The sequence below is a fragment of the Kribbella sp. NBC_00382 genome, from assembly GCF_036067295.1.
Taxonomy (GTDB): Bacteria; Actinomycetota; Actinomycetes; order Propionibacteriales; family Kribbellaceae; genus Kribbella.
Window position 1 is genome coordinate 3918024 of record NZ_CP107954.1, and the last position, 22797, is coordinate 3940820.

Sequence of the window (22797 nt, forward strand, 5' to 3'; positions counted from 1 at the left end):
GTCAGCGGCGGAAGAAGCGCGCGAACAGGCCTGAACCGGCTTCCTTGGGGTGTCCGGCGCACCAATCCTGCGCCGGCACGCCTTGCTTGACCTGGGCAACATGCTGCCCGCAGCCCGCCCAGGTCGTCTTCCCGCAGGTCTTGCACTTCACCGCTCTGCACATGCGCGAACCGTACCTGTCAAGCCCTCGAAGTTGTCGGTGGGGGCGTTTAGGCTGCTCAGCAGTGTCGCCCCACACCAAGGAGTCCGCCGATGCGCCGCTTCCTACGCTTTGCTCTTGTCGTTGCCCTGGTCGCTGGATCCGCGGTCACCACGGCTGCGGCCGCGCCCGCAGTACAGGCTGCTGATCCTGTCGCTGAGGTGACGGCGAAGTTGCAGACGATTCCAGGGCTGCGGATCGAGAGCAGCACGATCGTGAACGGCAAGCCGTTCTTCGTGCTCTGGTACACCCAGGCGGCCGATCACCGGAAGCCGCGCGGGGAGAAGTTCGAGCAGCGCGTCACCCTGTGGCACCGCGGCTTCGACCGGCCGACCGTGCTGCACACGACTGGGTACGGCGGTGTCGGCGGCGTCTTCACCTCCGAGCCGACGCGCCTCGTCGACGGCAACCAACTGAATGTCGAGCAACGCTTCTTCAACACCTCCAAGCCGGCCAGCCAGGACTGGTCCAAGCTCAACATCTGGCAGGCCGCGACCGACCACCACGAGATCGTCCAGGCGTTCAAGAAGGCCCTGTACTCCGGGAAGTGGGTCTCCACCGGAGCGAGCAAGGGCGGCATGACGTCCGTGTACCACCGGCGCTTCTACCCGAAGGACGTCGATGCCACGGTCGCCTACGTGGCGCCGCAGGATGTGGACAACCGGCGCGACTCGTACGTCTCCTTCATCCAGGACGCCGGCACCGACCCGGCCTGCAACCTCGCCCTGCGCAACCTGCAACGGAACGCGTTGCTGCGCAGGCCCGCGATGGTGGCGAAGCTGAAGGAGATGGCGACGCAGAAGGGGCTGACCTACGAGGACACCTTCGGCACGGTCGACCGCGCGTTCGAGGCGGCCGTACTGGACACGCCGTTCGCCTTCTGGCAATACAGCACGCAGGCGAGCTGCCCGCAGGTACCGGGAACGGCGGCGGCGACGGATCAGCAAATCTTCGACTTCATCGACCTGATCTCGGGCTGGGAGTTCTACTCCGACGAGGGCACCGCCGACTTCCTGCCGTACTACTTCCAAGCGACCCAACAGCTGAACTGGCCGGACGTGGCGAGCAAGACGACCTGGCTGAAGGGGCTGCTGCACTATCGCGAGGCGGGCGACGCGCCGGCCGCGGTACCGGACGCGATCGAGCCGAAGCACGAGCCGTATGCGATGGCCGACGTGGACAAATGGCTGAAGACGTCGGGGCAGCGGATGCTGTTCGTGTACGGGGAGAACGACCCGTGGAGCGCGGAGAAGTTCGAGCCGGGCCGCGGTACGCGTGACTCACACTGGTACATCCAGCCGGCAGGCAACCACGGCTCGAGCATCGGCGGCCTGCCCGCGGCTCAACGCGCCGAGGCCACCCAGATCCTGCAGAAGTGGATGGGCGTCGCGGCCAACCCGGCCGTCGCGCAAACCAAGACCAACACCATCGACCCAGGAGCCCAACGCCAAGGCCGCCTCCGCTAGCCGGTCGCCGCGCTGGCCCCGGAGTGCGGGGTCAGCGGACGGTGAGGTGTTCGGCGACCTGCTTGCGGGCCTGGTGGATGCGGGCCTTCACGGTGCCCAGGGGGACGGCGAGTTCTTCGGCGATCTCGGCGTACGTCATGGCGCCGAGGTCTCGCAGCACTAGCGGCTGGACGAGTTGCGGGTGGTTGGCCTCGAGCGATTCGAGGGCTTCCAGCAGGTCGAGGCGGGAGCCGGCGATCACCGAGGTGGTGCGCGGGTCGATCGCCTCGGGCATCACCTCGGCCGATTGCTCGACCGACCGGCGCTTGAGCGAACGGTAAGTCTGCCGCGCGCAGTTCGTCGCGACCACGGTCAGCCAGCCGGCGAAGCTGCCGCTGCCCTTGAAGGTGTGGATCTTGGTCGCGACCGTCATCAGCGTGTCCTGCGCGGCCTCTTCGGCATCTTCCCGGTAGGGCAGGAACTTCGCCACGCGCCGCAGCACCTGCGGCCGGATCGCCTGCAGCAGTTCGGGAATGACGCTCTCGTCGCCACCCGCCGCGCGGGCCGCGAGGTCTTCCAGCTCCTCGTTCATGCTCCCCCAGGTTCGCCGCGGCGGCACTCGCCGAGGCGTTGGTAGTCGCCTTGCTCCCTGCCGTCCCCGACAATAGCCGGGATGGATGTCATCGGACGGTACCGGCTGCAGTCGAAGATCGGCGCAGGCGCTTTCGCGACGGTCTGGCGAGGGTACGACGACGACCTCGACGTGGACGTCGCCGTGAAGGTGCTCGCCGACAACTGGGCGTCCCGCGCGGACGTCCGCGAGCGTTTCCTGTCCGAGGCCCGGCTGATGCGCCGGATCGCCAGCGACCGGGTCGTCCGGGTGTTCGACCTCGGCCAACTGCCGGACGGACGCCCGTACTTCGTGATGGACTTCGTCGACGGCGGCTCCCTCGCCGACGTGCTGGCCCACGGACCACTGGAACCGGCGGACGCGCTCTGGTGGGGCGCGGACCTGGCCCGGGCTGTGGCGGCGCTGCACGAGGAGGGGGTCGTGCACCGCGACATCACCCCCGCGAACCTGCTGCTCCGGCCATCGTCGGGGCTCGAGTCGGGTGGTGGGACGCACCGGATCGTGCTGGCCGACCTCGGGCTGGCGAAACGCGCCGCGGAGGCGTCTGGCTTGACGCAGGCAGTCGGCACCCCGTCGTACATGGCTCCTGAGCAGGGCCGGGGCGACGGCGGGTTCGACGAACGAGCTGACGTGTACGCCGTCGGTGCGGTGACGTACGCGCTGATGACCGGGCGGCCTCCGTTCGTCGCGTCGTCCATCACCGACGTGCTCGCCCGCGACCCCGACAGCGACCCGCCGAGCCTGCGACCGCTGCTGCACGACTCGATCGGCGAGATCGACGAGATCCTCGCCCGGACCCTGGCCTTCCGCGTCGGTGACCGCTGGAACCGCGCCGACACCCTGGCCGAGCGCCTGGAGGCCGAGGCCTACCGCCTCGAGCAGGAAGCCCCGATGCTCGCCGCCCAGCGCACCACCTTCAACGACGTCGACGAAGTCCCGACGACGGTCGCCCAACCGCTCACCCCACGCCGCACCCGTCGCCGCTGGCTCTTCACCTCACTACCGCTCCTCTTCGTCCTGGCCGGCGCCGGAGCCTGGTACTTCGTCGGCCGCTGACAAACACCCGCCTGACTCCGTAGGGTAGCGATATGACTACCCACAGCATTCGCATGAAGCTGCTCAAGTCATCAATCGTCGCCCTCGCAGTACTGGCGGCCGGTACTCCGGCCGCGGCGTCGCCCGTGGCTGAGCCTGCTGCCGCGCCGACGGCAAGCTATGCCTGCCGGGCGGACACCAAGTTCGGCAAGCACACCTTCAGCCTCAAGCAGGGCGTGAATGCGAAGGTTCCCGCGAGCGTGCGAGCCGGGAGCGGCTTCACCGTCGCGGTCGATCTGAAGCCGGGGTCGTTGCCGGCCGAGGTGAAGGGGTTCAAGCTCAAAGAGGTCCGCGACCTGACGCTCCGGATCCCCGTCCCGAACAACACCTGGTTCATCAGCGGCCGCCTGATCGGCGGCTCCGGCCTCGGCTCCACGCCGACACTCGAGCACTCCGGGCGTGTCATCACAGTTCGCCTCGCCGGCCCGGTACCCGGCGGATCGGCGTACCAGCTGCCGACCCTCTCGGTCCGCCTGAAAGCTGGCGCCGCCGGTCGCGTGGTCAAGACCAGACTCCAGGGCACCAGCTTCGACGACCCCGGCCTCACCATCACGGCGGCGATCAAATGGAAGTTCATCACCATCAAGTCGCCGGTCGCTTGCTACCCCAACACCAACCCGACGCTGACCAGGACCCAGATCCGCTAACCCGCGCGTCGGTTAGCCTGCCCGCTATGCGCTACATGATGACGTTCCGCGGCACCGACGAGTACGAAGCCGGCGCGATGCCGAGCGAAGAGAGCATCACCGCGATGACCTCGCTGATGGCGGAGATGGCCGAGGCGGGCGTACTGATCGGCGGCGACGGCCTGCACCCGAGCTCCAAAGCGATCCGCCTCGACGTCCACCAAGGCAAGCATCGCGTCGTCGACGGCCCGTTCACCGAGACCAAGGAACTGATCGCCGGCTACTGCCTGATCCAGGTCGCCTCGAAAGAGGAAGCGATCGCGTGGGCCGGGCGTGCCCTCGAGGCCGACATGGGCAACTCCGCCGGTATCGACCTCCGCCAGATCTTCGAGGCGGAGGACTTCGGCGACGCCTACACCCCCGAGGCCCAGGCTCGCACGCAGGAAGCCACCGCCAAGCTCAGTACGTGACCGTGATCCGCTGAGCCACGGGGTCGATGCTCGTCGTACCGCCGTACGGGATAACCAGTTGCGGATCGGTGTGCCCGAAGTCGAGCCCGGTGACGAGCAAGGCATCAGGGTTGTACTCCGCGAGCGCACGGCGAGCGGCCGCGTATTGGTCCTCCACGTAGGCAGCTGACTGCTCGGCTGTCGAAGGCCGGTCGAGGGACGTCGCCTTCGGACGGCCCCAGAGGACCGCGTCGAAGCGTGCGAGCAGTCCGCGCTCGCCGAGGTTGCGGAGCATCCAGTAGACCTGCCCGGCCGGCGGCTGATCCTCGGACGTCTCCAGGAACAGCACTCCGGAGTACTCCTCGACCGGCAGCATCCACCGATTGGCGGCCAGCTGCCAGTCGATGATCTCCAGGCACCCACCCCAAAGCCGCCCGCTCACCGGCGCCTGCGGCCCGTACCAACTCCACCCGGTGGACGGAGACAGTGGCGGCTCGGAGGCGAGGTTCTCCGGTACGGCCCAGTCGCGATCCTGGTCCGTCCACCCGGCCGCCGGTGTCAGCTCGAACTCCCCGGAACTGAAGAGCGCCGCCCGCACCGACCGCTCGGTATCCGGATGCATCGCGCCACCCCGCCCGAACTGAACCATCACACAGGCGCCGTGATAAGCCGGAATCCCCAACGAATAAAGGAAGTTGAGCAAGTTGGTGTTGTCGCTGTACCCGAAGAACGGCTTCGGATCAGCGCGAAACACATCCGGATCAAGGTGTTTCAGCACGGTGATCTGATCGTCCCCACCGATCGAGGAGATCACCGCCCGAATCGACGGATCACTCCAAGCAGCATGCAAATCGGCAGCGCGCTCCTCGGGTGTGGTGTTCAGCTTCCGCGTGGTCGGATACTCCACCGGTACAAGCCCGAACTCCCGAAGCCGCTCCAGCCCGAGCTCGTACGGACCCGGAAAGATCTCCGGCAATCCGCTCGACGGTGAGACAACAGCGACCCGATCCCCGGCAACGACCTTGCGCGCGAACAACATGCGCTCAAGCTACAAGCGGGTGGCGATGCCGGGATAGTGGATTACCAAGCCATCGGCGTCGAGCTGCAGGTCCGCCACGAAGTCGTTGTCGAGGCCGATGTATCGGACGAGTGCACTCGAATCATCAGAACCCAGCGCCTCGTAGCGCTGCGGCGACGCATGCACAGCAAGATCCGGCAGCGACACCCAAGCCATCAGGAAGTCGACCGTTCCGGCTTGCTTGTGAAGGTTGTGGCGGAGGACTGGCATGAGGTTGGTCAACGGGGAGAACGCCAGATCGCAATCCAGCGCTCCGGTCACTGCGGCGAGGTTGCCGCCCGGCACCGGCAGATCCACCTCGCCATCGACCGACGAGGTACAAGTCCATTGACCGGCTTCGTCCGAGAGCAGTTCGAGCGACCGGCTCCAGCCGTCTCCGGTGACGTCGAGGTGCAGTCGGCGGGTCACCCAATTCGCGCCGGTCTCCAGTTCGTAGTCCGCGCGGTACGGCAGAGGGTCCGCGCCGAATTGGGTGCCGGTTGCGCTGAGTCGGTCTTCGCCTAGGTCGAGCTGCGCTGATTCCGCATGCCAGGAGCCGTCACCGCTCCACAGCCGCATCACCAGCGCCCCCTCCTGTCCTTCCTAACTGAGTGTATCCGGATGGGTGATCTCAGTTGGCTGGTTATCCACAGGCTCACAGGCCGATGGGGTGCCAGACCGTTTTCAGTTCCAGGTACTGCGTCAACCGGGACAGGCCCGGCGACTCAGTCCAGTCCTCGTCGGCCGGTCGGCGGACCCGCTTGAGGTTCTCAGCCGATGCTGCCTCCAGCTCGGTCGCCTCGTCGTGGTCGGTGATGCCGGCCAGGTCGATGGCGTTGACGTCGGAGTGGGAGGCCAGCCAGGGGCCGATCTCGGTGGCTGAGCCGGTGAGGATGTTGACTACACCGCCGGGTACGTCGGAGGTTGCCATCACCTCGCCCAGGGTCACCGCGGGCAGCGGGCGCTCGAATGAGGTGACTGCGACGACTGTGTTGCCAGAGACGATTGCCGGGGCGATCACGCTGGTGAGGCCGAGCAGGCTGGAGTCCTGTGGGGCGAGGACCGCGACGACACCAGTTGCCTCGGGCAAGGAGAAGTCGAAGTACGGGCCGGCGACCGGGTTGCTCGAGCCGACCACCTGGGCCAGCTTGTCGGCCCAGCCGGCGTACCAGACCCAGCGGTCGATCGACGCGTCGACGACTGCGCGCGCCTTGCTGATCGACAGTCCCTCGGACGACGCGACCTCCGCGCTGAACTGCTCGTGCCGCCCCTCCATCACTTCGGCGATGCGGTACAGCACCTGGCCGCGGTTGTACGCAGTACGGGCGGACCAGCCGCCGAAGGCCTTGCGGGCGGCGACGACAGCGTCGCGGGCGTCCTTACGGGAGGCCTGCGACGCGTTCGCCAGGAACTTGCCCTTGGCATCGGACACGACGTACGAGCGGCCGGACTCGCTGCGTGGGAAGGCGCCGCCGACGTACAGCTTGTAGGTCTTGCGCACGTCGAGCCGGGCCGGGTCGGATTTAGTGGGCAAGGTAGGCCTCCAGACCATGGCGGCCGCCCTCGCGACCGTAGCCCGACTCCTTGTAGCCGCCGAACGGCGAGGTCGGGTCGAAGCGGTTGAACGTGTTGGCCCAGACGACGCCGGCCCGGAGCTGGTTCGCCATCCAGAGGATCCGCGAGCCCTTCTCGGTCCAGACCCCGGCGGACAGGCCGAACGGCGTGTTGTTCGCCTTCTCGACCGCCTCTTGCGGGGTACGGAACGTCAGCACGGACAGGACCGGCCCGAAGATCTCCTCGCGGGCGATCCGGTGGGCCTGGGAGACCCCGGTGAAGACCGTCGGCGGGAACCAGAACCCCTGCGTCGGCAGCTCGCACTCGGGCGACCAGCGCTCGGAGCCCTCGTCCTCACCGATCTGCGAGAGCTCACGGATCCGCGCCAGCTGCTCGGCCGAGTTGATCGCGCCGATGTCGGTGTTCTTGTCCAGCGGGTCGCCCACGCGCAGGGTCGACATCCGGCGCTTCAGCCGCGCCAGTACCTCGTCGTACACGCTCTCTTGAACCAGCAGCCGCGAACCGGCGCAGCAGACATGGCCCTGGTTGAAGAAGATGCCGTTGACGATGCCCTCGATCGTCTGGTCGATCGGCGCGTCCTCGAAGACGATGTTCGCCGCCTTGCCGCCCAGCTCGAGCGTCACCTTCTTGGGCGTGCCCGCGACCGTCTTGGCGATCGCGCGGCCGACCGCGGTCGAGCCGGTGAAGGCGACCTTGTCGACACCCTCGTGCTCGACCAGCGCCTGCCCGGTACGGCCCGCGCCGGTGATGATGTTGACCACACCCGGCGGCAGATCCGCTTGCTGGCAGATCTCCGCGAAGGCCAGCGCGGTCAGCGGCGTCGTCTCAGCAGGTTTCAGTACTACGGTGTTGCCCGCCGCGAGCGCCGGCGCGATCTTCCACGCCAGCATCATCAACGGGAAGTTCCACGGGATCACCTGCGCGGCGACACCCAACGGCTGCGGGTCCGGACCGGCGCCGGCGTACTCGAGCTTGTCGGCCCAGCCCGCGTAGTAGAAGAAGTGCGCGGCCACCAGCGGCAGGTCGACATCACGCGATTCGCGGATCGGCTTGCCGTTGTCCAGGGACTCCAGCACGGCCAGCTCGCGCGACCGCTCCTGGATCAGCCGGGCGATCCGGTACAGGTACTTCGCCCGGTCGCGGCCCGCCATCGGGCCCCAGACCTTCTCGTAGGCCTTGCGGGCAGCCTTAACCGCGCGGTCCACATCAGCCGGACCGGCCTCGCTGACCTCGGCCAGCACCTCCTCCGACGCCGGGCTGACCGTCTTGAACGGCTTGCCGTCGGTCGCCTCGGTGAAGGCGCCGTTGATGAACAACCCGTACGACGACTTGATGTCGACGATCGCGCGCGACTCCGGCGCGGGTGCGTACTCGAATCTGCTCAATGCCCTCAGTCCAGCGTGAAGTAGTCGGGGCCCGGGTAATGCCCGGTGGCCAGCTTGGTGCGTTGCATCAGCAGGTCGTTCAGCAGGCTGGACGCGCCGAAGCGGAAGAGCTCGGGGTCCAGCCAGTCCGGCCCGGCCGTCTCGTTGACGGTGACCAGGTACTTGATCGCGTCCTTCGCGGTCCGGATCCCACCGGCCGGCTTGACGCCGATGTGCAGCCCGGTCGACTCGTGGTAGTCACGGACCGCCTCGAGCATCACCAGAGTCACCGGCAGCGTCGCCGCCGGTGAGACCTTGCCAGTTGAAGTCTTGATGAAGTCTGCGCCGGCCAGCATCGCCAGCCAGGACGCGCGCCGGACGTTGTCGTACGTCACCAGCTCGCCGGTCTCCAGGATCACCTTGAGATGCGCCTCACCGGCTGCCTCGCGGATCGCGGCGATCTCGTCGAAGACCAGCCCGTACCGCCCGGAGAGAAAAGCGCCGCGGTCGATCACCATGTCGACCTCGTCTGCGCCGGAAGCGACCGCGTCCTTGGTGTCCTGCACCTTGATCGCCAGGCTGGAACGTCCGCTGGGGAAGGCGGTGGCGACACTGGCCACGTTGATCCCGGTGCCGCGCAGCTCGAACTTCGCCGTCGCCACCAGGTCCGGGTAGACACAGACCGCGGCCACCTGGGGCGCGGTCGGATCGGCCGGGTCCGGGCGTTTGGCCTTCGCGCAGAGCGCGCGCACCTTGCCCGGGGTGTCCGAGCCCTCCAGTGTGGTGAGATCGATCATCTGGATGGCGAGATCGAGCGCGTACGCCTTGGCGGTGGTCTTGATCGACCGGGTGCTCAGGGCGGCGGCCCGGGCTTCGGCGCCGACCTGGTCGACGCCCGGCAGGCCCAGCAGGAACCGGCGCAGCCGGTCCTCGGACGAGGTCACGTCGGCGAGACTGTCGACGCCAGTGTCGGTAGTGGTCACGCTCGGCAGTCTAATCCGCTTTCGGCCCGCCCGTTCCCGGCCGAATGTGGGCCTGTGGACATTCGGCGGCTACCTTGACGGGGTGAATTCGAAGTCCCTGGAGAACGAGCAGTACCTGTCGCAGTCGAACCGGATCACCGCGGTCGTGGTGATGGTGATCGGCGCGCTCGGCGTGATCGACATCCTGGCGGAGTGGCGCACGCTTGGCGGCCTGGTGGCCGGCTGCGTGATCGGCCTGGTGGTCCTGGCAGCGTACGTCGGTCTGTTCCGCCCGTCCGTCACGCTCCGCCCCGGCGACCTGCTGATCCGTAACCACCTGCGCGACCACGTGGTGCCGTGGAACAAGATCACCGACGTCGATGTGACCGACATCCTGCGCATCCACACCGACGACCGGCGGCTGCGCTGCCCGGGCGTCCAGCTGGTGATGCGGGACATCCGCAAGCAACGGGCCGGCGGCCGCAAGCTGAAGGCGGAGAACTCGATGTCCCGCGCGGAGTTCGTCGTCGACCGGATCGACTACCACGTGAACCTGTACGGCGGAACGGGCTCCGCCGATGCGGAGATCGTCACCTCCTGGGCCCGCCCCGAGCTGACCATCGCGGCAGTGCTCGCCGTCGTCGCACTGGTTGCCCAGCTCCTGCGCTGATGCACCCCTGACGCGGTCATGATGCGGAGATGACGAGTTCGCTGTCCCGCCGGAGCTTGCTGGTGGCTGGAGCAGCTGCGGTAGTCGCTGGCGTCAGTGGCGTCGGCCTGGTGGAGGCGGGCGTAGTACCGGGTCGCGGGCGGCTGAACGACGTACTGGGTCTTACTGGCGAAGACGGTGTGGCTCCTGACGTCCCGCCCGGTGCGGTGGAGTCCGGCAGCTTCGCGTCGGCTGCTCGCGGTACGAAGGTCGGCTGGACGGTGATGTACCCGCACGGGTCGCAGGCCGACGATGCGCTGCCGGTGGTATTGATGCTGCATGGACGTGGTGGAGACCACACGTCGGCCATCAACGACCTCAACGCTGACCGCTACCTCACAGCCGCAGTACAAGCTGGTACGGCGCCCTTCGCGCTCGCTGCCGTCGACGGGGGAGCCGACAACTACTGGCATCGCCGCGCGTCCGGTGACGACCCGTCGCGGATGTTGACGGCGGAGTTCCTTCCTGTGCTGAAGAAGCTCGGACTGCGCACCGAGCGGATCGGCGTACTGGGGTGGTCAATGGGTGGCTATGGCGCACTGCTGCTCGCGGCCGATGAAGGGGCGAAGCAGGTCGCGGCGGTCGGGGCGTTGAGTCCGGCCCTTTGGCACAAGGCTTCGCAGGCCGCGGGCGGTGCCTATGACGGGTCCGACGACTTTCAGCGAAACCAGGTGTTCGGGCGGGCGGCCGATCTCAAAGATGTTGCCCTGCGCATCGATTGTGGGCGGGACGACCCCTTCGCGGACGCGGTCCGGGACCTGCGGACAGAGGTCACGGCAGACGGCGGGTTGCAGGCCGGAGCGCACACGGTCGGTTACTGGCGGCGCATGCTCGGGCCCCAACTCGCCTTCCTCGGTGAGAAAATCCGGGATTAGCGGAACTTCACCGTGATCGGTAGCGTCCGAGTCCCGTGTCCATCGCCTGGGTGAACCCCCGGGTCGCCAGGATGGTCACCGCAAGGTCCCCCGAATCACCGAGAGTGGAGCCCATGTTCAACCTCTCCAGCAAGAAACTGCGGACTCTGGCCGGCGTCGCCGCCGTCGCCGGGTTCGCAGCCCTCGCAGTACCGACCCAGGCCGCCCAGGCCGCGGGTGGAGTGCCGCAGCCGGTCGCCTCGGAGACCGGCGTCGCCGCCGAGTCCCAGGCGAAGGTGCAGAGCGCGCAGCCCAGCACCAAGTCGTACGCCACCGACACGGCGATCGTTAAGAACAACAAGCTGTACAAGACCGGCGCGATCGCCGCGTCGAAGTGCAAGGAGGTCCGCGGGCCGCTCAGCACCGCCAACGCGGTCAAGGCCTACGACCAGACGATGGTCAACTGCATGTGGGCCGCGTGGGCGCCGACGCTGAAGGCCTCCGGCGCGAACTACCACATCAAGCCGACCCTGGTGATGTACACGTCGCGGGCCAAGACGTACTGCGGCGTCATCAGCCAGCCGACGTCGTACTACTGCGGTCACGGCGCCAAGGCCGAGATCTACATCCCGGGCGCCTACGTGGTGAACTTCTACAAGCAGAACCCGGTCTACGCCCGCGCCTACGCGACCAACACGATCGCGCACGAGTACGGCCACCACGTGCAGTACATGACCGGCATCCTGAGCGCGTCCTGGAACCGTCAGTACGCGCTGTCCGGCAGCGCCGCCAAGCTGGAGGAGAACCGCCGCCGTGAGCTGCAGGCCTCCTGCCTCGGCTCGGCGATGATCGGCGCCAACAAGCGCTACTACCCGATGAGCGGCGCGCTCTACACCCAGTGGAAGTACGTCGTCTCGCACTCCGGCGACATCAAGGGCTACCCGCGCGACCACGGCTCGTTCGCGAACCACAATTTCTGGTCGACGGCCGGCTTCAACGCCAGCAGCTCCGCCACCTACGCGAAGTACTGCAACACCTTCAATGCGGTCTCCAGCCGGGTCTCCTGACCCGATTGGGACAATCTCGGGGTGATCCCCGAGTAACCCAGCCGCCCGGAACGCAGTTTGCGTTCCGGGCGGTTTTGTTCGATCCGGTCTTATGTTGCAATTTGGCCGACACGTTCACGATCTGCGATCGTGTGGCTACCGTGTTTCGGGTCCGCACGCCTTACAGTCTTGGTCGACCCACGAACGGCAGGAGTCAAGGATCGTGAACTACGACGAGTTCAACACCGAGTACACGAAGGTGCTGGACAAGATCAAGAGCGGCAAGTGCAGCTGGTCGGAGCTGTCCGGTCACGTCACCCGGCTGCGGCAGGGGACGGCCGGCATCACCACGCCGGTGGAGCGCGCGCAGATCGACAGCGATCTGGCCGCGCTCGGCCAGATGGTCGACCTGTCGCGGCGTACCAACGACAAGGAAGACGTCTGGACCGTCACCTCCGACGCGGTCCGCCGGGCCAGCAGCCTCGAGGGCAGCGTCGCCGACCGGATCGCGCGGATCGAGGCGAGCATCCACGAGATCACCACCCTCGCCAACCGCAACCCGGACGAGCGCGAGGCGCTGATGCAGTCCACCAGCACCCTCAAGATCCTGCACTCCTCCCTGCAAAGCTCCCTGCGAGCCGAACAGGCCGAAGCCGCAGCCATCAGCTGACCCGCCACCGGCTGACCCAAACACCATCAACTGACTGAGGGCTCCCAGTACCACCGGGAGCCCTCAGTCAGTTGTTTGTTCAGATGCCTGCGGCTGCGGCCAGGGCTTGCTTGATGGCGGTCAGCTCGACTGTCGCCTGCGCGCGGGCCGCTGCGACGTCATCGCCACTGACGGGGATGACGACCTCCAGGTAGCACTTGATTTTGGGTTCGGTGCCGGAGGGGCGGACTACTACCCGGGCGCCTTCCGAGAGGGTGTAGCGGAGGCCGTCGGTCGGGGGCAGCGTTTCCGTGCCTTCGTTCAGGTCTTCTGCGCGTTCCACCGCGTGGTCACCGAGTTGGGTGGGCGGGGTGGCGCGCAGTCGCCCCATCGCCGCGGTGATCAGGCTGAGGTCCTCGACGCGGACGGCCAGCTGGTCGGTGGCGTGCAGGCCGTACTTCTTCGCCAGGTCGTCGAGCAGGTCCAGCAGCGTGCGACCGGATGCCTTGGCGCCGGCGGCCAGCTGCAGCACGCGGATCAGCGTCGAGATGCCGTCTTTATCCTTGACGGCCTCAGGGTCTACGCAGTAGCCGAGGGCCTCTTCGTAGCCGAAGACCAGATTGGGCACGCGGCCGATCCACTTGAAGCCGGTGAGGGTGTCTGCGTAGTCGACGTCGTAGGCGGCGGCGATCTTGCCGAGCAGCGACGACGAGACGATCGAGCACGCGGCGACCCCGGACGGGCGGGACGAGAGCAGGAATTCGCCGAGGAGGGCGCCGAGCTCGTCACCGCGGAGCATCCGCCACCCGCCATCGGCGGCGGGATCCGGTACTGCGACAGCGCACCGATCAGCATCTGGGTCGTTGGCCACGGCGATGTCGGCCCCGACCGACCGCGCCAACTCAAGTGCCGCGTCGATCGCCCCCGGCTCCTCCGGGTTGGGGAACGACACCGTCGGGAAGTCCGGATCCGGATCCGCCTGCGACGCCACCACCGACGGCGCCGCGAATCCGGCCCGCGAGACAGCCGCCTCGACCAGCAACCGCCCGACCCCGTGCAGCGGCGTGTACGCGACGTTCAGCTCACGAGGAGCGTCGGCAGGCACCAGGGTGGCGATCCGGTCCAGGTACGCATTCAGCAGGTCGTCGCCCGCCGTCTGCCAGTCATCGCCGCGCGGCACGGAGGCAATTGCCCCGACAGCCTCAATCGCAGCGGCGATCTCGCTGTCGGCCGGCGGGACGATCTGCGAGCCGTCCCCGAGATACACCTTGTACCCGTTGTCCTGCGGCGGATTGTGCGAGGCCGTCACCACGACCCCGGCAACCGCTTTCAGATGCCTGATCCCAAACGCCACCACCGGGGTCGGCGTCGGCCGATCCAGCAATACCGCATCCAGCCCAGCACCCCGAATCACCGCCGCGGTGTCCTCGGCGAACACGTCCGACTTGTGCCGAGCGTCATATCCGATCAGTACCGGCCCATCGGTCAGCCCGTTGGCCTTCAGATACGCCGCCAGCCCGGCTGCCGCGCGGATGACGACGACCCGGTTCATCCGGTTCGACCCGGCTCCGACAGCGCCGCGCAGACCCGCAGTACCGAACTCGAGCGTGCCGGCAAACCGGTCAGCCAGCTCGGCGTCAGCCTCCGCCCCGGAGTCCAGCAACGCCTGGAGCTCGGCACGCGTATCAGGATCAGGATCCTCAGCAAGCCAAGCCTGAGCAGCAGTACGAATCAAAACGGCCTCATTGACGGTCACCACCGCACGATACCGCCCAGTACGGCCCCGCTCGGTAAAGCTGGCTTCAGTGGCCCGAGGACTGGCAGGGGCGGGCTCGGAGGTCTGCTACGTAGTCGTCTGGGGCGCCAGCTGCTTCGGCTGCTTCGGCGAGGATGCCTAGGTATCGGGCGGAGGGGAGGCCGCCCTCGTAGGCGTTGAGGACGTACATCCAGGCCAGTTGCTCGCCGTCCAGGGTCTGTACCCGGACCTGGATCTTGCGGTAGACGCCCTGATCGATGAACTCCCACTCGTCCAGCCGCTCGACGTCCTTCGGGCTGACGTCGTACAGGGCGACGAAGACCTGGTTCGTCGGGTCGCTGGGGTCCTCGACGACGGTCGCCATCGAGCCTTCCCAGCCGAGTTCCTCACCCCCGAAGGTCAGGCGCCAGCCGACGATCCACCCGGTCCCGCGCAGGGGGGAGTACGGGCACCGCTCGGCCATCAAGTTCGGGTCCAGATTCGACGCAAACGCGGCGTACAGGGTCACGACGTCACAGGATACGGAACAATGGCCTCTCGTGGCGCGAGTTGTGATCATCGGTGGCGGTCCAGGCGGGTACGAAGCGGCGAGTGCGGCCGCCCAACTAGGGGCGGAGGTGACGGTCGTCGACTCCGACGGGATCGGTGGTTCGTGCGTGCTCACGGACTGCGTCCCGAGCAAGACGCTGATCGCCACCGCGGAGGTGATGACGGAGGTCGAGGACGCCGGGCAGCTGGGCGTACGGCTCGACGACGGTGACGACGATCCGGCGAACTCCGTGCGTGTCGACCTCTCCGTGGTCAACAAACGGGTCAAGGCGCTGGCGGCGGCCCAGTCGGAGGGGATCGGCCGGCGGCTGGCCGACGACAAGGTCCGGGTGATCAACGGCCGCGGCCGCCTCGATGGCCCGGAGACCGTGGTCGTCGGCGACGAGCGGCTGGACGCCGACGTGGTGCTGATCGCCACCGGAGCAAGGCCGCGCGTACTGAAGGGCTCCGAGCCGGACGGTGAGCGGATCCTGACCTGGGAGCAGGTCTACGAGCTGGACGAGCTGCCTGAGCGGCTGATCGTTGTCGGGTCAGGTGTCACCGGCGCCGAGTTCGCGAGCGCGTACGACGCGCTTGGCAGCGACGTGGTGCTGGTCTCCTCCCGCGACCGGGTCCTGCCGGGCGAGGACAAGGACGCCGCCGAGGTCCTGGAGGACGTCTTCAAGCGTCGCGGCATGACCGTCCTGGGCAAGTCCCGGGCCGAGTCGGTCAAGCGGCACGGCGACGGCGTCCTGGTCACGCTGACCGACGGCCGCACGGTCGAGGGCTCGCATGCCCTCCTCGCGGTCGGATCGCTGCCGAACACGGAGGACATGGGCCTCGTCGAGTCGGGCGTGTCGCTGGGCGACGGCGGGTTCGTCACCGTCGACCGGGTCTCCCGTACTACGGCCCGCGGGGTGTACGCGGCCGGCGACTGTACCGGCGTACTGATGCTGGCCTCGGTCGCGGCCATGCAGGGCCGGATCGCGATGTCCCACGCGCTGGGCGACGCCGTGGCGCCGCTGGACCTGTCGACCGTCTCGTCGAACGTCTTCACCGCCCCCGAGATCGCCACCGTCGGCCTGACCCAGGCGGTACTCGACGCCGGCGGCAGTACTGCGATGGTCGTCAAGGTGCCGCTGCGGGACAACGCCCGCGCCAAGATGCAGGGCAACCGCGACGGCTTCGTCAAACTCTTCTGCCTGCCGAACACCGGGATCATCGTCGGTGGCGTGGTCGTGGCGCCGCGGGCGAGTGAGCTGATCCACCCGATCTCGCTGGCGGTCGGCGCCCGCCTGACGGTCGACCAGATGGCCCAGTCGTTCACCGTCTATCCGTCGGTCTCCGGCTCTATCGCGGAAGCCGCGCGTAGGTTGCACTTGAGGTCATGAAGTTCCTGGTGCTCTGGCAGATGGAGCTGAGCCTGCTCTCGCCCGAGATGGCGAGGGCGGTCGGCGCCATGCCGGAGTACGGCGAACGCCTGCAGCGCGAGGGCAAGGTGCTGGCGCGCTATCACGTGGTCGGCTCGCACGGCGGCGCCTGGATCTACGAGGTCGAGTCGCACGAGGAGTTCGAGCGGCTGCTCGGCCGGGCGCCGGTCTTCAACTTCGCCCGGTACACCGTGCACGCGCTCGCCGAGATGACCTGAAACTCGACGCCGGTCCGTGATTGACGGACTACCGGACCCGGAGGATCGTGGCGGGGAGGGGAGGGCCCCATCATGTTCATCGGCCAGGATCTGACCGTCGACCGGCACTTGATCCTCACGCACCGGCTGCGAGCCCGCCGCGTCGAGCTCGGCCTCACCCAAAAGCAGGTCGTCACCCGGCTCGCCCGCCGCGGGATCCGTACCACGAACAAGACCCTGAGCAGCTTCGAGCACGGCGCCGGCGTCGACGTAGTCCGCCTCCCCGAACTAGCCGCAGCCCTCGACTGCACGGTCACCTACCTACTCGGCCTGACCGAGGACCCCACCCAGTGGTCCCCCGACCAGCCAACCCCTCTCCTCCGCCCCAGCACCGCCACCCCAGTAACCGGCAACTGGATCCTCGGCCCCGACGTCCCCACCCGAGCCGCAGCCCACCGCACCTAAAGCGTGGGCGTCAGACCACCGTCGATGGTGATGTCGGCGCCGGTGAGGTTGCCGGCTCGGCTGCTGGCGAGGAAGACGACCAGCGCGGCGACCTCCTCCGAAGTCGTGAAGCGGCCGGTTACCGAGCCGGCGGCAGCCTGAGCCGCGACCGCGGCGGGATCGCCTCCGGCCGCGCCCGATCCGGCAACCGTCTCCGCGACTCCACCCTTGCCCAGCCACAGGTCCGTGGCGACCGGTCCCGGGCTGACGGTGTTGACGCGTACGCCCTGCGGTCCGACCTCCTTCGACAACGCCTTGAAGAAGTTGGCCTGCGCAGCCTTCGCAGCGCTGTAGTCGATCACCAGCGGATCGGGATAGCTCGCATTGACCGAGCACACGGTCACGATGGCCCCGGTCCGCTCGACCAACTGCGGCAACGCAGCCCGCGTAGTCCGTACGGAGGACAGGAAGTCGAGCGTCCAAGTGGCCAGCCACTCCTCGTCGGTGACCGAGGCGAACCCACCCGGCCGCGGACTCACCGCCCCGACGTTGTTGACGAGGATGTCGAACCCGCCCGTCCGCGCCAACGCCTCCGCCACAAAGGCAGCCGGCCCTTCCGGCGTACCGAGATCGACAGCAACGGTCTCGACGCCGAGCGCCGCCAGTTCACCGCCGACCGTCCGAGCGCCCGCGACGACCTTCACCCCTTCGGCCAGCAACTCCTTGGTAATCGCCAGCCCGATGCCCTTACTCGCCCCAGTCACCAGTGCGGTCTTGCCGGCCAACTGCAGATCCATCGCGAGACTCCAGTCCTGAGCGCCCGGCTCGCCCGGGCACCTCACCCTAGTGCGGGTGGTTCTGTCCCGAGCGACAGGACATAGTGCCTGATCTGCCGTCGGCCGCCGCCTCTCTGAGCGTGGCGTCCGCTGGTCCGCTCGACTATGTCCTGTCGCTCGGGACAAGCCGCTTGTTGGTGAGGGCTAGGTGGTACGCCGAGTAGCGGCGGAGGTCCGTGACTCGGCGGAGGTCTATGCGGTCGCAGATCCACTGCCAGTGGAGGGAGACCCAGTCGCCGGGGGAGAGCGGGCCGAGGAGGTCGACCCCGTCGGTGCCGCGGATGACTGTCTCCTTGCGGAGGTTGCCGAGGGACAGTGCATGGCCATCCCAAACCAGAGGGCGGGACTCGACCACGACGTGGGTGCCGACGTCAGCGATCACTCGGCCCCAGCGGATGCGGCACTGGTCGAGCACATGCAGGGCCTGTGCGCTGGCGCGCTCGTCGGGTAGCAGGTCGGCCCAGGGGTAGCAGTAAAAGACCTGATAGCTGTGGTGCGGCATCCCATGGGCCTTCAGGCGCGGGCCGACATCGTCCAGGAGGGTGTTGCCGAGCCAGTACGCCTCGACGATCCGGTGATCGAGGGGGTCTCGCAGGCCAGCGGTCGAGGCGATCATCTCCAGGTACGGCCAGGCGCCCTCGAACTGGCGGGCGCGCTCCCTCAGCCCGTCGTCCACCTCGCCGCTGGATCCGTACGCGAGCAAGCTGTTGCAGTCCGCAGGTCCGCAGTACCCGAGCAGGTTGGGCGCCAGCGCGTACCGGACGAACAGGATCGGCCCGGAGACCATCAGTCGCCCGCCATCACTCGCCGCCGAAGAAGGCGAGCGCGTCGGCCGCCCGCTCGGGGGACATCCGTTCGAGCGCGAAGCCGCTGTGGATCAAGATGTACTCACCCGGTACGAACGGACCGTCCAGCAGCGCCAGGTTGATCTCGCGCACGACTCCGGCGACCTCCACCTGTCCGAGGTCGAGGCCGGGCGTGGTCCGGACGATCCTGCCCGGAATGCCGAGACACATAGCCGCTTTACGCTGTCCCTTCGCTGACTCTCTGTTCGAGCACCAAGTCGGTCACCAGCCGGGCCGCGGTCTCCACCGCACCCTGTACCGCCGGCGTGAGCCCGATGCCGGTGCCGAGGTCAGCCGGCTCGCAACCGACCACGACCACCTTCCCCAAGGTCCCACCAAGTCGTGGCACAAGCGAGAGCACAGCGTCAGGCCCGAGATCATGCGCATCCATGCTGACCTCCGGCCCGGGCTCCGGATCCGGCTCGGCCTCCACGACGTAGACGCTCCCCGGCGCCCCACCCCGCTGCACGACATCCACCAGTACTACGAGCTCGTACGGCTCAAGCAGCTGGTACGCCAGGTGGATCCCGCGAATCCCGAAGTCCTGCACCTCGACGTGATCAGGCCACTCCCGCTTGGCCAACTCCTCGATCACCGACACCCCGAAGGCGTCGTCGCTGCAGAACATGTTGCCCAGCCCGGCCACCAGGATCATTCGGCACCCACCAACGGCTCGATCTCGTCGGGGCTGAAGTAGAGGTACCGCCCGTGCGACCGCTGCACCTCGCCTTCCTCACCATCCAGCGCGACGGCCACATGCGTCTCGCCGTCGACATCGGACAACACCGCGACCACCGTGCCAAGGCGATCGGCGAGGAACATGTCCTGCGCATCGGCCCGCCGTACTCCGGGCCGCAACCGAACCCGTACTCCGTTGCCCACGGCAACCCCGTGCACCATCACGGTGTCATGCTCCGGATCCACACTCGCGTCGTTCCCCGGATCCCACCAGGGCACATCCGATGAGGCCGGCTCAGGCGCCGTCACCTTCCGCAAGTACCGCACAGTGCCGTGCAACCGATCCAGAATCTCCTGCGGCATCGAGTCGACCCGCTCGAGCATCGCCGCAGCCCGCGGATCCGTCCCGCGCACTTCCCGCTTCTCCGCCTCCGTCAGCGTCATCGTCCGCAGACTCAGAATCTCGTCGATCTCAGTAGCGTCGAACAGATCGCCCTGCGACTCCGCTGCGATCTCCGGGTGGTCATAGAGAATGATCGGCGAACACAACAACAATTCACCCGCGAGCACCGGAAAGATCCCGACGTTGTCACACGCCGCGACATACCCGGTAGCCCACTCCGGCGGCTCGAGCAGAGAGATGAACCGAGCCCCATCGGCCTTGACCAGCAAGTGATGCGCAATCAATGCCTGCCGCAACGCAACCGACCGCTCCGCCGTCGAACAGTCACTGGTGTTCTGCAAATGCAGGCGCAATCGCACCACCCCGTAAGGCCCCGGCAGCGTCTCCGCGCTGACGCTCAACAGCCCCGACAACTCCTGCCTGGTCCGTCGCAGTGCCCCACCTTCGATAGATTCCGACTCGATGCCTCCAGCAACCACAAAGGCCCGCTGGCAAGGCAGCTCGGCGAGAGTGAAGCTGACATCGACATACTGCTCGATCGCTTCATCCCACGGCACATACGAAGCGTCGGCGGTCTGCAGCGACTCGACCTCGACTCCATCGGCATCCAGCACCGTACGCCGCTGCGCCTGCAGGAAGCGGATCCGCACGGTCAACTCCGCGGTCCCGCCGTCCAGCAGGCACTCCGTCTGCGACCACGAGCGCTCCGACGGATCGGAGTACCCCGATGGCATCAGCACCCCGAACTGCCACCGCACCTGGTTCTTGCTGTTCGAGGCCCGATACGGATAGAGCACGTACCCCTCGAACAGCAACGCGTCCGCGACCGCCTGAACGCTCTCGAAGGAGGACGTCATTCGAGCTTCTCCTTCAAGAGCCGCTCAATCGCGTCATCCCAACCAGGTAAAGCCTCCCGCGCCCGATAGTCATACAGCTTGTCGAACGTCTCCCGCCGCAACTTCAGCCACGCCGCACCAGGGAAATGCTGATCCATCGCATCCCGCCAGACCGGCACCGGCATCGAGAACGACGTCTCCTTCTGCCAGGCCACCGGGGTCACCGATAACGTTCCGGCCCGCCCGGTGAAGATCGTCCCGCTGAACAACAGCAACAACGGCACCCCGCCTTCGCGAACCGCATAGAGATACTTGTGCGCGGCAACATCGAAGTCGTAGCTACAGGGCAGCGCCAGGTCCACGTCGGTCGATCCGCTGAACCCGGGAACCATTTGCGAGACGAAGGCCAGTTGCAACGGCTTCAACGTCTCACCCCAGCGCGCCCGGTCGCCGAAGAGATCGGCCAGCGCGTCGCCCTCCTCGTCGGAGTACCGCCGCCGGATCGGCTCGATCCGGATCTGGCAACGCAGGGCCAGCGCGTGCACCGGCGCACCGGTGGTCTCGGTGACGTGGAGATGCAGCAGGACGGTCGGCGTGGCGGCGTACCGGTCGGCGTCGGCGCCCGTGCAGACGAACTCCAGGTCAACCACGGCAGCGCTCCAGGATCTCGGCGAAGAACGCGTCGATCCGTCCCCAGACTTCCTCGCCGCCGGCAAAACCTTCCCAGTACTGCCGGACGATGCCGACGAGTTCGTAACACGAGTCGATCGGCACCAGATAGCACTCGAAGCGGTCGTCGAGACGCCGGAGCAGGACCGCCTCGACGTCCGGAAGCAGCTTGCCCAGCAGCGGATCCGCGGCAACGACCTCGTCCCAGCTGGCCAGGTCGAGCAGCGACTCGGTGGGGCCACCCGGGCTCGGGTAGAACGCGACGTTCTTGTCCTGATCGGTCTGATGGAAGAGGAACGCCAGATTGACCGGAATCCCGAGCGACTCCCACTGCGCGGACGACATCGAGAAGTCCCGGTTGAACCGATAGTTCTCCGGTACCGCGCGATAGTGCCCACGTGACGCGGCCTCGGTGCTGAACAACAGATAGCAAGGCCGGCAAGTGCACAACAGCCGATGATCCGGTACGTCGGCGATGTGGGCGTGCTGAGGCCCGATCGGCACCGTGCACATCTCGCACTGCTCACCCGGCGCCAACTGCTGGCGCACTCCGCCCGTGAAGCCGCGCAGGATCGCCACCGGGTCGACCACAGCATCGCCGCCCGGCGCGGTACCTCGACCTGGGAGCGGCTTGTCGCGGGCCAGTGCCCGGAGAGTCGAGGACCTCACGCGGGTTGCCTTCCGGGGACCGCTACCTTCCAGCCGGTGTCGTCGGGCAGCAGCGGCAGGGCCTCCAGCGGTGGAGCGCCGACGGGTGCGAGCGCACGGCCGGCCAGGCGTACGTCGTACACGGCGGTGCAGCGTGGGCAGGTGAGCTGGTCGCCCGTCAGTTCGCCGTGCTGCAGCGCTGATGAGCAGGTCGGGCAATTGTTGCGATAAGCAAAGAAAGTGCCCGACAGGTTCGCCACCAGCATCTCCAGATCGGCAACGACCAGCTTCTGCATCTGTCCGGGAGCAGTGAGGAGATCGAGCTTGTGCCAGCCCTCGCTGGTCTCCTTGGGGCGGAAGGGCTCGATCGTGAGCAGGTTCTGCTTCTTGGCGGCGACCATGCCTTCCACATCGACCGCGACTGCCTCGGGGGCGGCGTCGAGGACGGCGTTCTCCACCGTCAGACGCACTGTCGCCGTCGACCCGGGACAGCCTTCGCAGCTGCCCTGGAGGCGGAGGTGGACGATGCCGTCGTCGTCGATGCCGAGGTAGTCGATCCCGCCGGCGTGCGAGCCGAGGTACGGGCGGACGCTGTCCAGCGCCGCCTGGATCCGGGTCGCCACGTCGTCTGGGTGCAGGTCGTGCAGGAGCAGCATCCCGGCCACCAGGTCGTCCTCAAGGACGCCTCTGACCTGCTGTTCGTCGAGATGGGCGAGTAACTGTTCCAAGCCCGCGCCGTGCAGAGACAGCACGGCGCGGACCAGCTCTTCGACCTTGTCGGTCACTTCCGGCTCGGCCCGCCGCTGGACTTCATCCAGCAGCACGTCGATCCGCTCACTCAGGGCCGCGACGTCTCTGCGGTCCAT

At 67.5% G+C, this 22797-nt stretch carries 28 protein-coding genes; 11 read left to right on the forward strand and 17 right to left on the reverse strand.

What is annotated here, in order from left to right; translation table 11 throughout:
- Position 1: 1 nt before the first annotated feature.
- Positions 2 to 163 (reverse strand): hypothetical protein, encoded by a 162-nt coding sequence (locus tag OHA70_RS19150; protein WP_328334441.1) that lies wholly within the window; start codon positions 161 to 163, stop codon positions 2 to 4.
- An 89-nt stretch (positions 164 to 252) separates the two neighbouring features.
- Between OHA70_RS19150 and OHA70_RS19155 the strand changes: the two genes are divergently transcribed.
- Entirely contained in the window at positions 253 to 1665 is a 1413-nt protein-coding gene (locus OHA70_RS19155) for a S28 family serine protease (protein ID WP_328334443.1), read from the forward strand.
- A gap of 31 nt (positions 1666 to 1696) precedes the next feature.
- On the opposite strand, the gene OHA70_RS19160 is transcribed toward OHA70_RS19155, so the two are convergent.
- Positions 1697 to 2236, reverse strand: a complete 540-nt coding sequence (locus tag OHA70_RS19160; protein ID WP_328334445.1) for an RNA polymerase sigma factor — start codon at positions 2234 to 2236, stop codon at positions 1697 to 1699.
- Positions 2237 to 2317: 81 nt separating this feature from the next.
- On the opposite strand from OHA70_RS19160, the gene OHA70_RS19165 reads away from it, so the two are divergent.
- Genes OHA70_RS19165 through OHA70_RS19175 form a run of 3 tightly spaced genes read left to right on the forward strand, consistent with a single transcriptional unit; the run spans position 2318 to position 4466 of the window.
- Positions 2318 to 3331 carry a serine/threonine-protein kinase gene (locus OHA70_RS19165; protein WP_328334447.1) on the forward strand — a complete coding sequence of 338 codons (1014 nt, stop codon included), beginning with the start codon at positions 2318 to 2320 and terminating at the stop codon, positions 3329 to 3331.
- A gap of 32 nt (positions 3332 to 3363) precedes the next feature.
- On the forward strand, positions 3364 to 4017 hold the full coding sequence (locus OHA70_RS19170) for a hypothetical protein (protein WP_328334449.1): 654 nt from the start codon (positions 3364 to 3366) through the stop codon (positions 4015 to 4017).
- Positions 4018 to 4043: 26 nt separating this feature from the next.
- Positions 4044 to 4466, forward strand: a complete 423-nt coding sequence (locus OHA70_RS19175; protein WP_328334451.1) for a YciI family protein — start codon at positions 4044 to 4046, stop codon at positions 4464 to 4466.
- On the opposite strand, the gene OHA70_RS19180 is transcribed toward OHA70_RS19175, so the two are convergent.
- From OHA70_RS19180 to deoC, 5 genes are all read right to left on the reverse strand, one after another.
- A complete protein-coding gene (locus OHA70_RS19180) occupies positions 4456 to 5484 on the reverse strand; it encodes a S66 family peptidase (RefSeq protein WP_328334452.1) in 1029 nt (342 codons plus the stop codon). The genes OHA70_RS19175 and OHA70_RS19180 overlap by 11 nt on opposite strands.
- Before the next feature lie 9 nt (positions 5485 to 5493).
- The gene (locus OHA70_RS19185) at positions 5494 to 6081 is read right to left on the reverse strand and encodes a putative glycolipid-binding domain-containing protein (RefSeq protein WP_328334453.1); all 588 of its coding nucleotides are present in this window, start codon (positions 6079 to 6081) and stop codon (positions 5494 to 5496) included.
- A gap of 76 nt (positions 6082 to 6157) precedes the next feature.
- Positions 6158 to 7036 (reverse strand): aldehyde dehydrogenase family protein, encoded by an 879-nt coding sequence (locus OHA70_RS19190; protein WP_328334454.1) that lies wholly within the window; start codon positions 7034 to 7036, stop codon positions 6158 to 6160.
- On the reverse strand, positions 7026 to 8462 hold the full coding sequence (locus OHA70_RS19195) for an aldehyde dehydrogenase family protein (protein WP_328334455.1): 1437 nt from the start codon (positions 8460 to 8462) through the stop codon (positions 7026 to 7028). The genes OHA70_RS19190 and OHA70_RS19195 overlap by 11 nt, the downstream gene beginning before the upstream one ends.
- A 5-nt stretch (positions 8463 to 8467) precedes the next feature.
- Positions 8468 to 9424 (reverse strand): deoxyribose-phosphate aldolase, encoded by a 957-nt coding sequence (gene deoC / locus OHA70_RS19200; RefSeq protein ID WP_328334457.1) that lies wholly within the window; start codon positions 9422 to 9424, stop codon positions 8468 to 8470.
- An 82-nt stretch (positions 9425 to 9506) separates the two neighbouring features.
- Here deoC and OHA70_RS19205 point away from each other — a divergent pair, with 82 nt between their 5' ends.
- The 4 genes from OHA70_RS19205 to OHA70_RS19220 all read left to right on the forward strand — a co-directional run bounded on the left by OHA70_RS19205 (position 9507) and on the right by OHA70_RS19220 (position 12682).
- Positions 9507 to 10073 (forward strand): PH domain-containing protein, encoded by a 567-nt coding sequence (locus tag OHA70_RS19205; protein ID WP_328334459.1) that lies wholly within the window; start codon positions 9507 to 9509, stop codon positions 10071 to 10073.
- A 29-nt stretch (positions 10074 to 10102) separates the two neighbouring features.
- Complete coding sequence (locus OHA70_RS19210) at positions 10103 to 10987, forward strand: alpha/beta hydrolase (protein ID WP_328334461.1); 885 nt, start codon at positions 10103 to 10105, stop codon at positions 10985 to 10987.
- 113 nt (positions 10988 to 11100) lie between these two features.
- Positions 11101 to 12033, forward strand: a complete 933-nt coding sequence (locus OHA70_RS19215; RefSeq protein WP_328334463.1) for a neutral zinc metallopeptidase — start codon at positions 11101 to 11103, stop codon at positions 12031 to 12033.
- Positions 12034 to 12235: 202 nt separating this feature from the next.
- Positions 12236 to 12682: a hypothetical protein gene (locus tag OHA70_RS19220; protein ID WP_328334465.1), complete on the forward strand. Its 447-nt coding sequence runs from the start codon at positions 12236 to 12238 to the stop codon at positions 12680 to 12682.
- A gap of 79 nt (positions 12683 to 12761) precedes the next feature.
- Here the strand turns inward: OHA70_RS19220 and OHA70_RS19225 are convergent, their stop codons facing one another.
- A complete protein-coding gene (locus tag OHA70_RS19225; protein ID WP_328334467.1) occupies positions 12762 to 14420 on the reverse strand; it encodes a phospho-sugar mutase in 1659 nt (552 codons plus the stop codon).
- Between the two features lie 43 nt (positions 14421 to 14463).
- Positions 14464 to 14925: a gamma-glutamylcyclotransferase gene (locus OHA70_RS19230; protein WP_328334469.1), complete on the reverse strand. Its 462-nt coding sequence runs from the start codon at positions 14923 to 14925 to the stop codon at positions 14464 to 14466.
- A gap of 31 nt (positions 14926 to 14956) precedes the next feature.
- Between OHA70_RS19230 and OHA70_RS19235 the strand changes: the two genes are divergently transcribed.
- The 3 genes from OHA70_RS19235 to OHA70_RS19245 all read left to right on the forward strand — a co-directional run bounded on the left by OHA70_RS19235 (position 14957) and on the right by OHA70_RS19245 (position 17037).
- Positions 14957 to 16336, forward strand: a complete 1380-nt coding sequence (locus OHA70_RS19235) for an NAD(P)H-quinone dehydrogenase (protein ID WP_328334471.1) — start codon at positions 14957 to 14959, stop codon at positions 16334 to 16336.
- Positions 16333 to 16593, forward strand: coding sequence for a muconolactone Delta-isomerase family protein (locus OHA70_RS19240; RefSeq protein WP_328334473.1), 261 nt, complete (start codon positions 16333 to 16335; stop codon positions 16591 to 16593). Before OHA70_RS19235 ends, OHA70_RS19240 begins: the two co-directional genes overlap by 4 nt.
- Before the next feature lie 72 nt (positions 16594 to 16665).
- Positions 16666 to 17037, forward strand: a complete 372-nt coding sequence (locus tag OHA70_RS19245) for a helix-turn-helix domain-containing protein (protein ID WP_328334475.1) — start codon at positions 16666 to 16668, stop codon at positions 17035 to 17037.
- Here the strand turns inward: OHA70_RS19245 and OHA70_RS19250 are convergent.
- From OHA70_RS19250 to OHA70_RS19285, 8 genes are all read right to left on the reverse strand, one after another.
- The gene (locus tag OHA70_RS19250) at positions 17034 to 17813 is read right to left on the reverse strand and encodes an SDR family oxidoreductase (RefSeq protein WP_328334477.1); all 780 of its coding nucleotides are present in this window, start codon (positions 17811 to 17813) and stop codon (positions 17034 to 17036) included. The two genes, OHA70_RS19245 and OHA70_RS19250, sit on opposite strands and share 4 nt — an antisense overlap.
- Before the next feature lie 142 nt (positions 17814 to 17955).
- Positions 17956 to 18639, reverse strand: a complete 684-nt coding sequence (locus tag OHA70_RS19255) for a DUF6390 family protein (RefSeq protein ID WP_328334479.1) — start codon at positions 18637 to 18639, stop codon at positions 17956 to 17958.
- Positions 18640 to 18652: 13 nt separating this feature from the next.
- Positions 18653 to 18868, reverse strand: a complete 216-nt coding sequence (locus OHA70_RS19260; RefSeq protein WP_328334481.1) for a HypC/HybG/HupF family hydrogenase formation chaperone — start codon at positions 18866 to 18868, stop codon at positions 18653 to 18655.
- 7 nt (positions 18869 to 18875) lie between these two features.
- Complete coding sequence (locus tag OHA70_RS19265) at positions 18876 to 19352, reverse strand: hydrogenase maturation protease (RefSeq protein ID WP_328334483.1); 477 nt, start codon at positions 19350 to 19352, stop codon at positions 18876 to 18878.
- On the reverse strand, positions 19349 to 20635 hold the full coding sequence (locus OHA70_RS19270) for a hypothetical protein (RefSeq protein WP_328334485.1): 1287 nt from the start codon (positions 20633 to 20635) through the stop codon (positions 19349 to 19351). The genes OHA70_RS19265 and OHA70_RS19270 overlap by 4 nt, the downstream gene beginning before the upstream one ends.
- Positions 20632 to 21264 carry a DUF6084 family protein gene (locus OHA70_RS19275; protein ID WP_328334487.1) on the reverse strand — a complete coding sequence of 211 codons (633 nt, stop codon included), beginning with the start codon at positions 21262 to 21264 and terminating at the stop codon, positions 20632 to 20634. The genes OHA70_RS19270 and OHA70_RS19275 overlap by 4 nt, the downstream gene beginning before the upstream one ends.
- Positions 21257 to 21952 carry a DUF5947 family protein gene (locus tag OHA70_RS19280; protein ID WP_328334489.1) on the reverse strand — a complete coding sequence of 232 codons (696 nt, stop codon included), beginning with the start codon at positions 21950 to 21952 and terminating at the stop codon, positions 21257 to 21259. Before OHA70_RS19280 ends, OHA70_RS19275 begins: the two co-directional genes overlap by 8 nt.
- Positions 21949 to 22797, reverse strand: a complete 849-nt coding sequence (locus OHA70_RS19285) for a NifU family protein (protein WP_328334491.1) — start codon at positions 22795 to 22797, stop codon at positions 21949 to 21951. The genes OHA70_RS19280 and OHA70_RS19285 overlap by 4 nt, the downstream gene beginning before the upstream one ends.

What these genes read in the sequence shown, in the direction of transcription:
- OHA70_RS19150 (WP_328334441.1), bottom strand. Translation starts at nt 163, where the DNA reads ATGTGCAGAGCGGTGAAGTGCAAGACCTGCGGGAAGACGACCTGGGCG.
- OHA70_RS19155 (WP_328334443.1), top strand. Translation starts at nt 253, where the DNA reads ATGCGCCGCTTCCTACGCTTTGCTCTTGTCGTTGCCCTGGTCGCTGGA.
- OHA70_RS19160 (WP_328334445.1), bottom strand. Translation starts at nt 2,236, where the DNA reads ATGAACGAGGAGCTGGAAGACCTCGCGGCCCGCGCGGCGGGTGGCGAC.
- OHA70_RS19165 (WP_328334447.1), top strand. Translation starts at nt 2,318, where the DNA reads ATGGATGTCATCGGACGGTACCGGCTGCAGTCGAAGATCGGCGCAGGC.
- OHA70_RS19170 (WP_328334449.1), top strand. Translation starts at nt 3,364, where the DNA reads ATGACTACCCACAGCATTCGCATGAAGCTGCTCAAGTCATCAATCGTC.
- OHA70_RS19175 (WP_328334451.1), top strand. Translation starts at nt 4,044, where the DNA reads ATGCGCTACATGATGACGTTCCGCGGCACCGACGAGTACGAAGCCGGC.
- OHA70_RS19180 (WP_328334452.1), bottom strand. Translation starts at nt 5,484, where the DNA reads ATGTTGTTCGCGCGCAAGGTCGTTGCCGGGGATCGGGTCGCTGTTGTC.
- OHA70_RS19185 (WP_328334453.1), bottom strand. Translation starts at nt 6,081, where the DNA reads ATGCGGCTGTGGAGCGGTGACGGCTCCTGGCATGCGGAATCAGCGCAG.
- OHA70_RS19210 (WP_328334461.1), top strand. Translation starts at nt 10,103, where the DNA reads ATGACGAGTTCGCTGTCCCGCCGGAGCTTGCTGGTGGCTGGAGCAGCT.
- OHA70_RS19215 (WP_328334463.1), top strand. Translation starts at nt 11,101, where the DNA reads ATGTTCAACCTCTCCAGCAAGAAACTGCGGACTCTGGCCGGCGTCGCC.
- OHA70_RS19240 (WP_328334473.1), top strand. Translation starts at nt 16,333, where the DNA reads ATGAAGTTCCTGGTGCTCTGGCAGATGGAGCTGAGCCTGCTCTCGCCC.
- OHA70_RS19245 (WP_328334475.1), top strand. Translation starts at nt 16,666, where the DNA reads ATGTTCATCGGCCAGGATCTGACCGTCGACCGGCACTTGATCCTCACG.
- OHA70_RS19250 (WP_328334477.1), bottom strand. Translation starts at nt 17,813, where the DNA reads ATGGATCTGCAGTTGGCCGGCAAGACCGCACTGGTGACTGGGGCGAGT.
- OHA70_RS19255 (WP_328334479.1), bottom strand. Translation starts at nt 18,639, where the DNA reads ATGGTCTCCGGGCCGATCCTGTTCGTCCGGTACGCGCTGGCGCCCAAC.
- OHA70_RS19260 (WP_328334481.1), bottom strand. Translation starts at nt 18,868, where the DNA reads ATGTGTCTCGGCATTCCGGGCAGGATCGTCCGGACCACGCCCGGCCTC.
- OHA70_RS19265 (WP_328334483.1), bottom strand. Translation starts at nt 19,352, where the DNA reads ATGATCCTGGTGGCCGGGCTGGGCAACATGTTCTGCAGCGACGACGCC.
- OHA70_RS19270 (WP_328334485.1), bottom strand. Translation starts at nt 20,635, where the DNA reads ATGACGTCCTCCTTCGAGAGCGTTCAGGCGGTCGCGGACGCGTTGCTG.
- OHA70_RS19285 (WP_328334491.1), bottom strand. Translation starts at nt 22,797, where the DNA reads ATGGACCGCAGAGACGTCGCGGCCCTGAGTGAGCGGATCGACGTGCTG.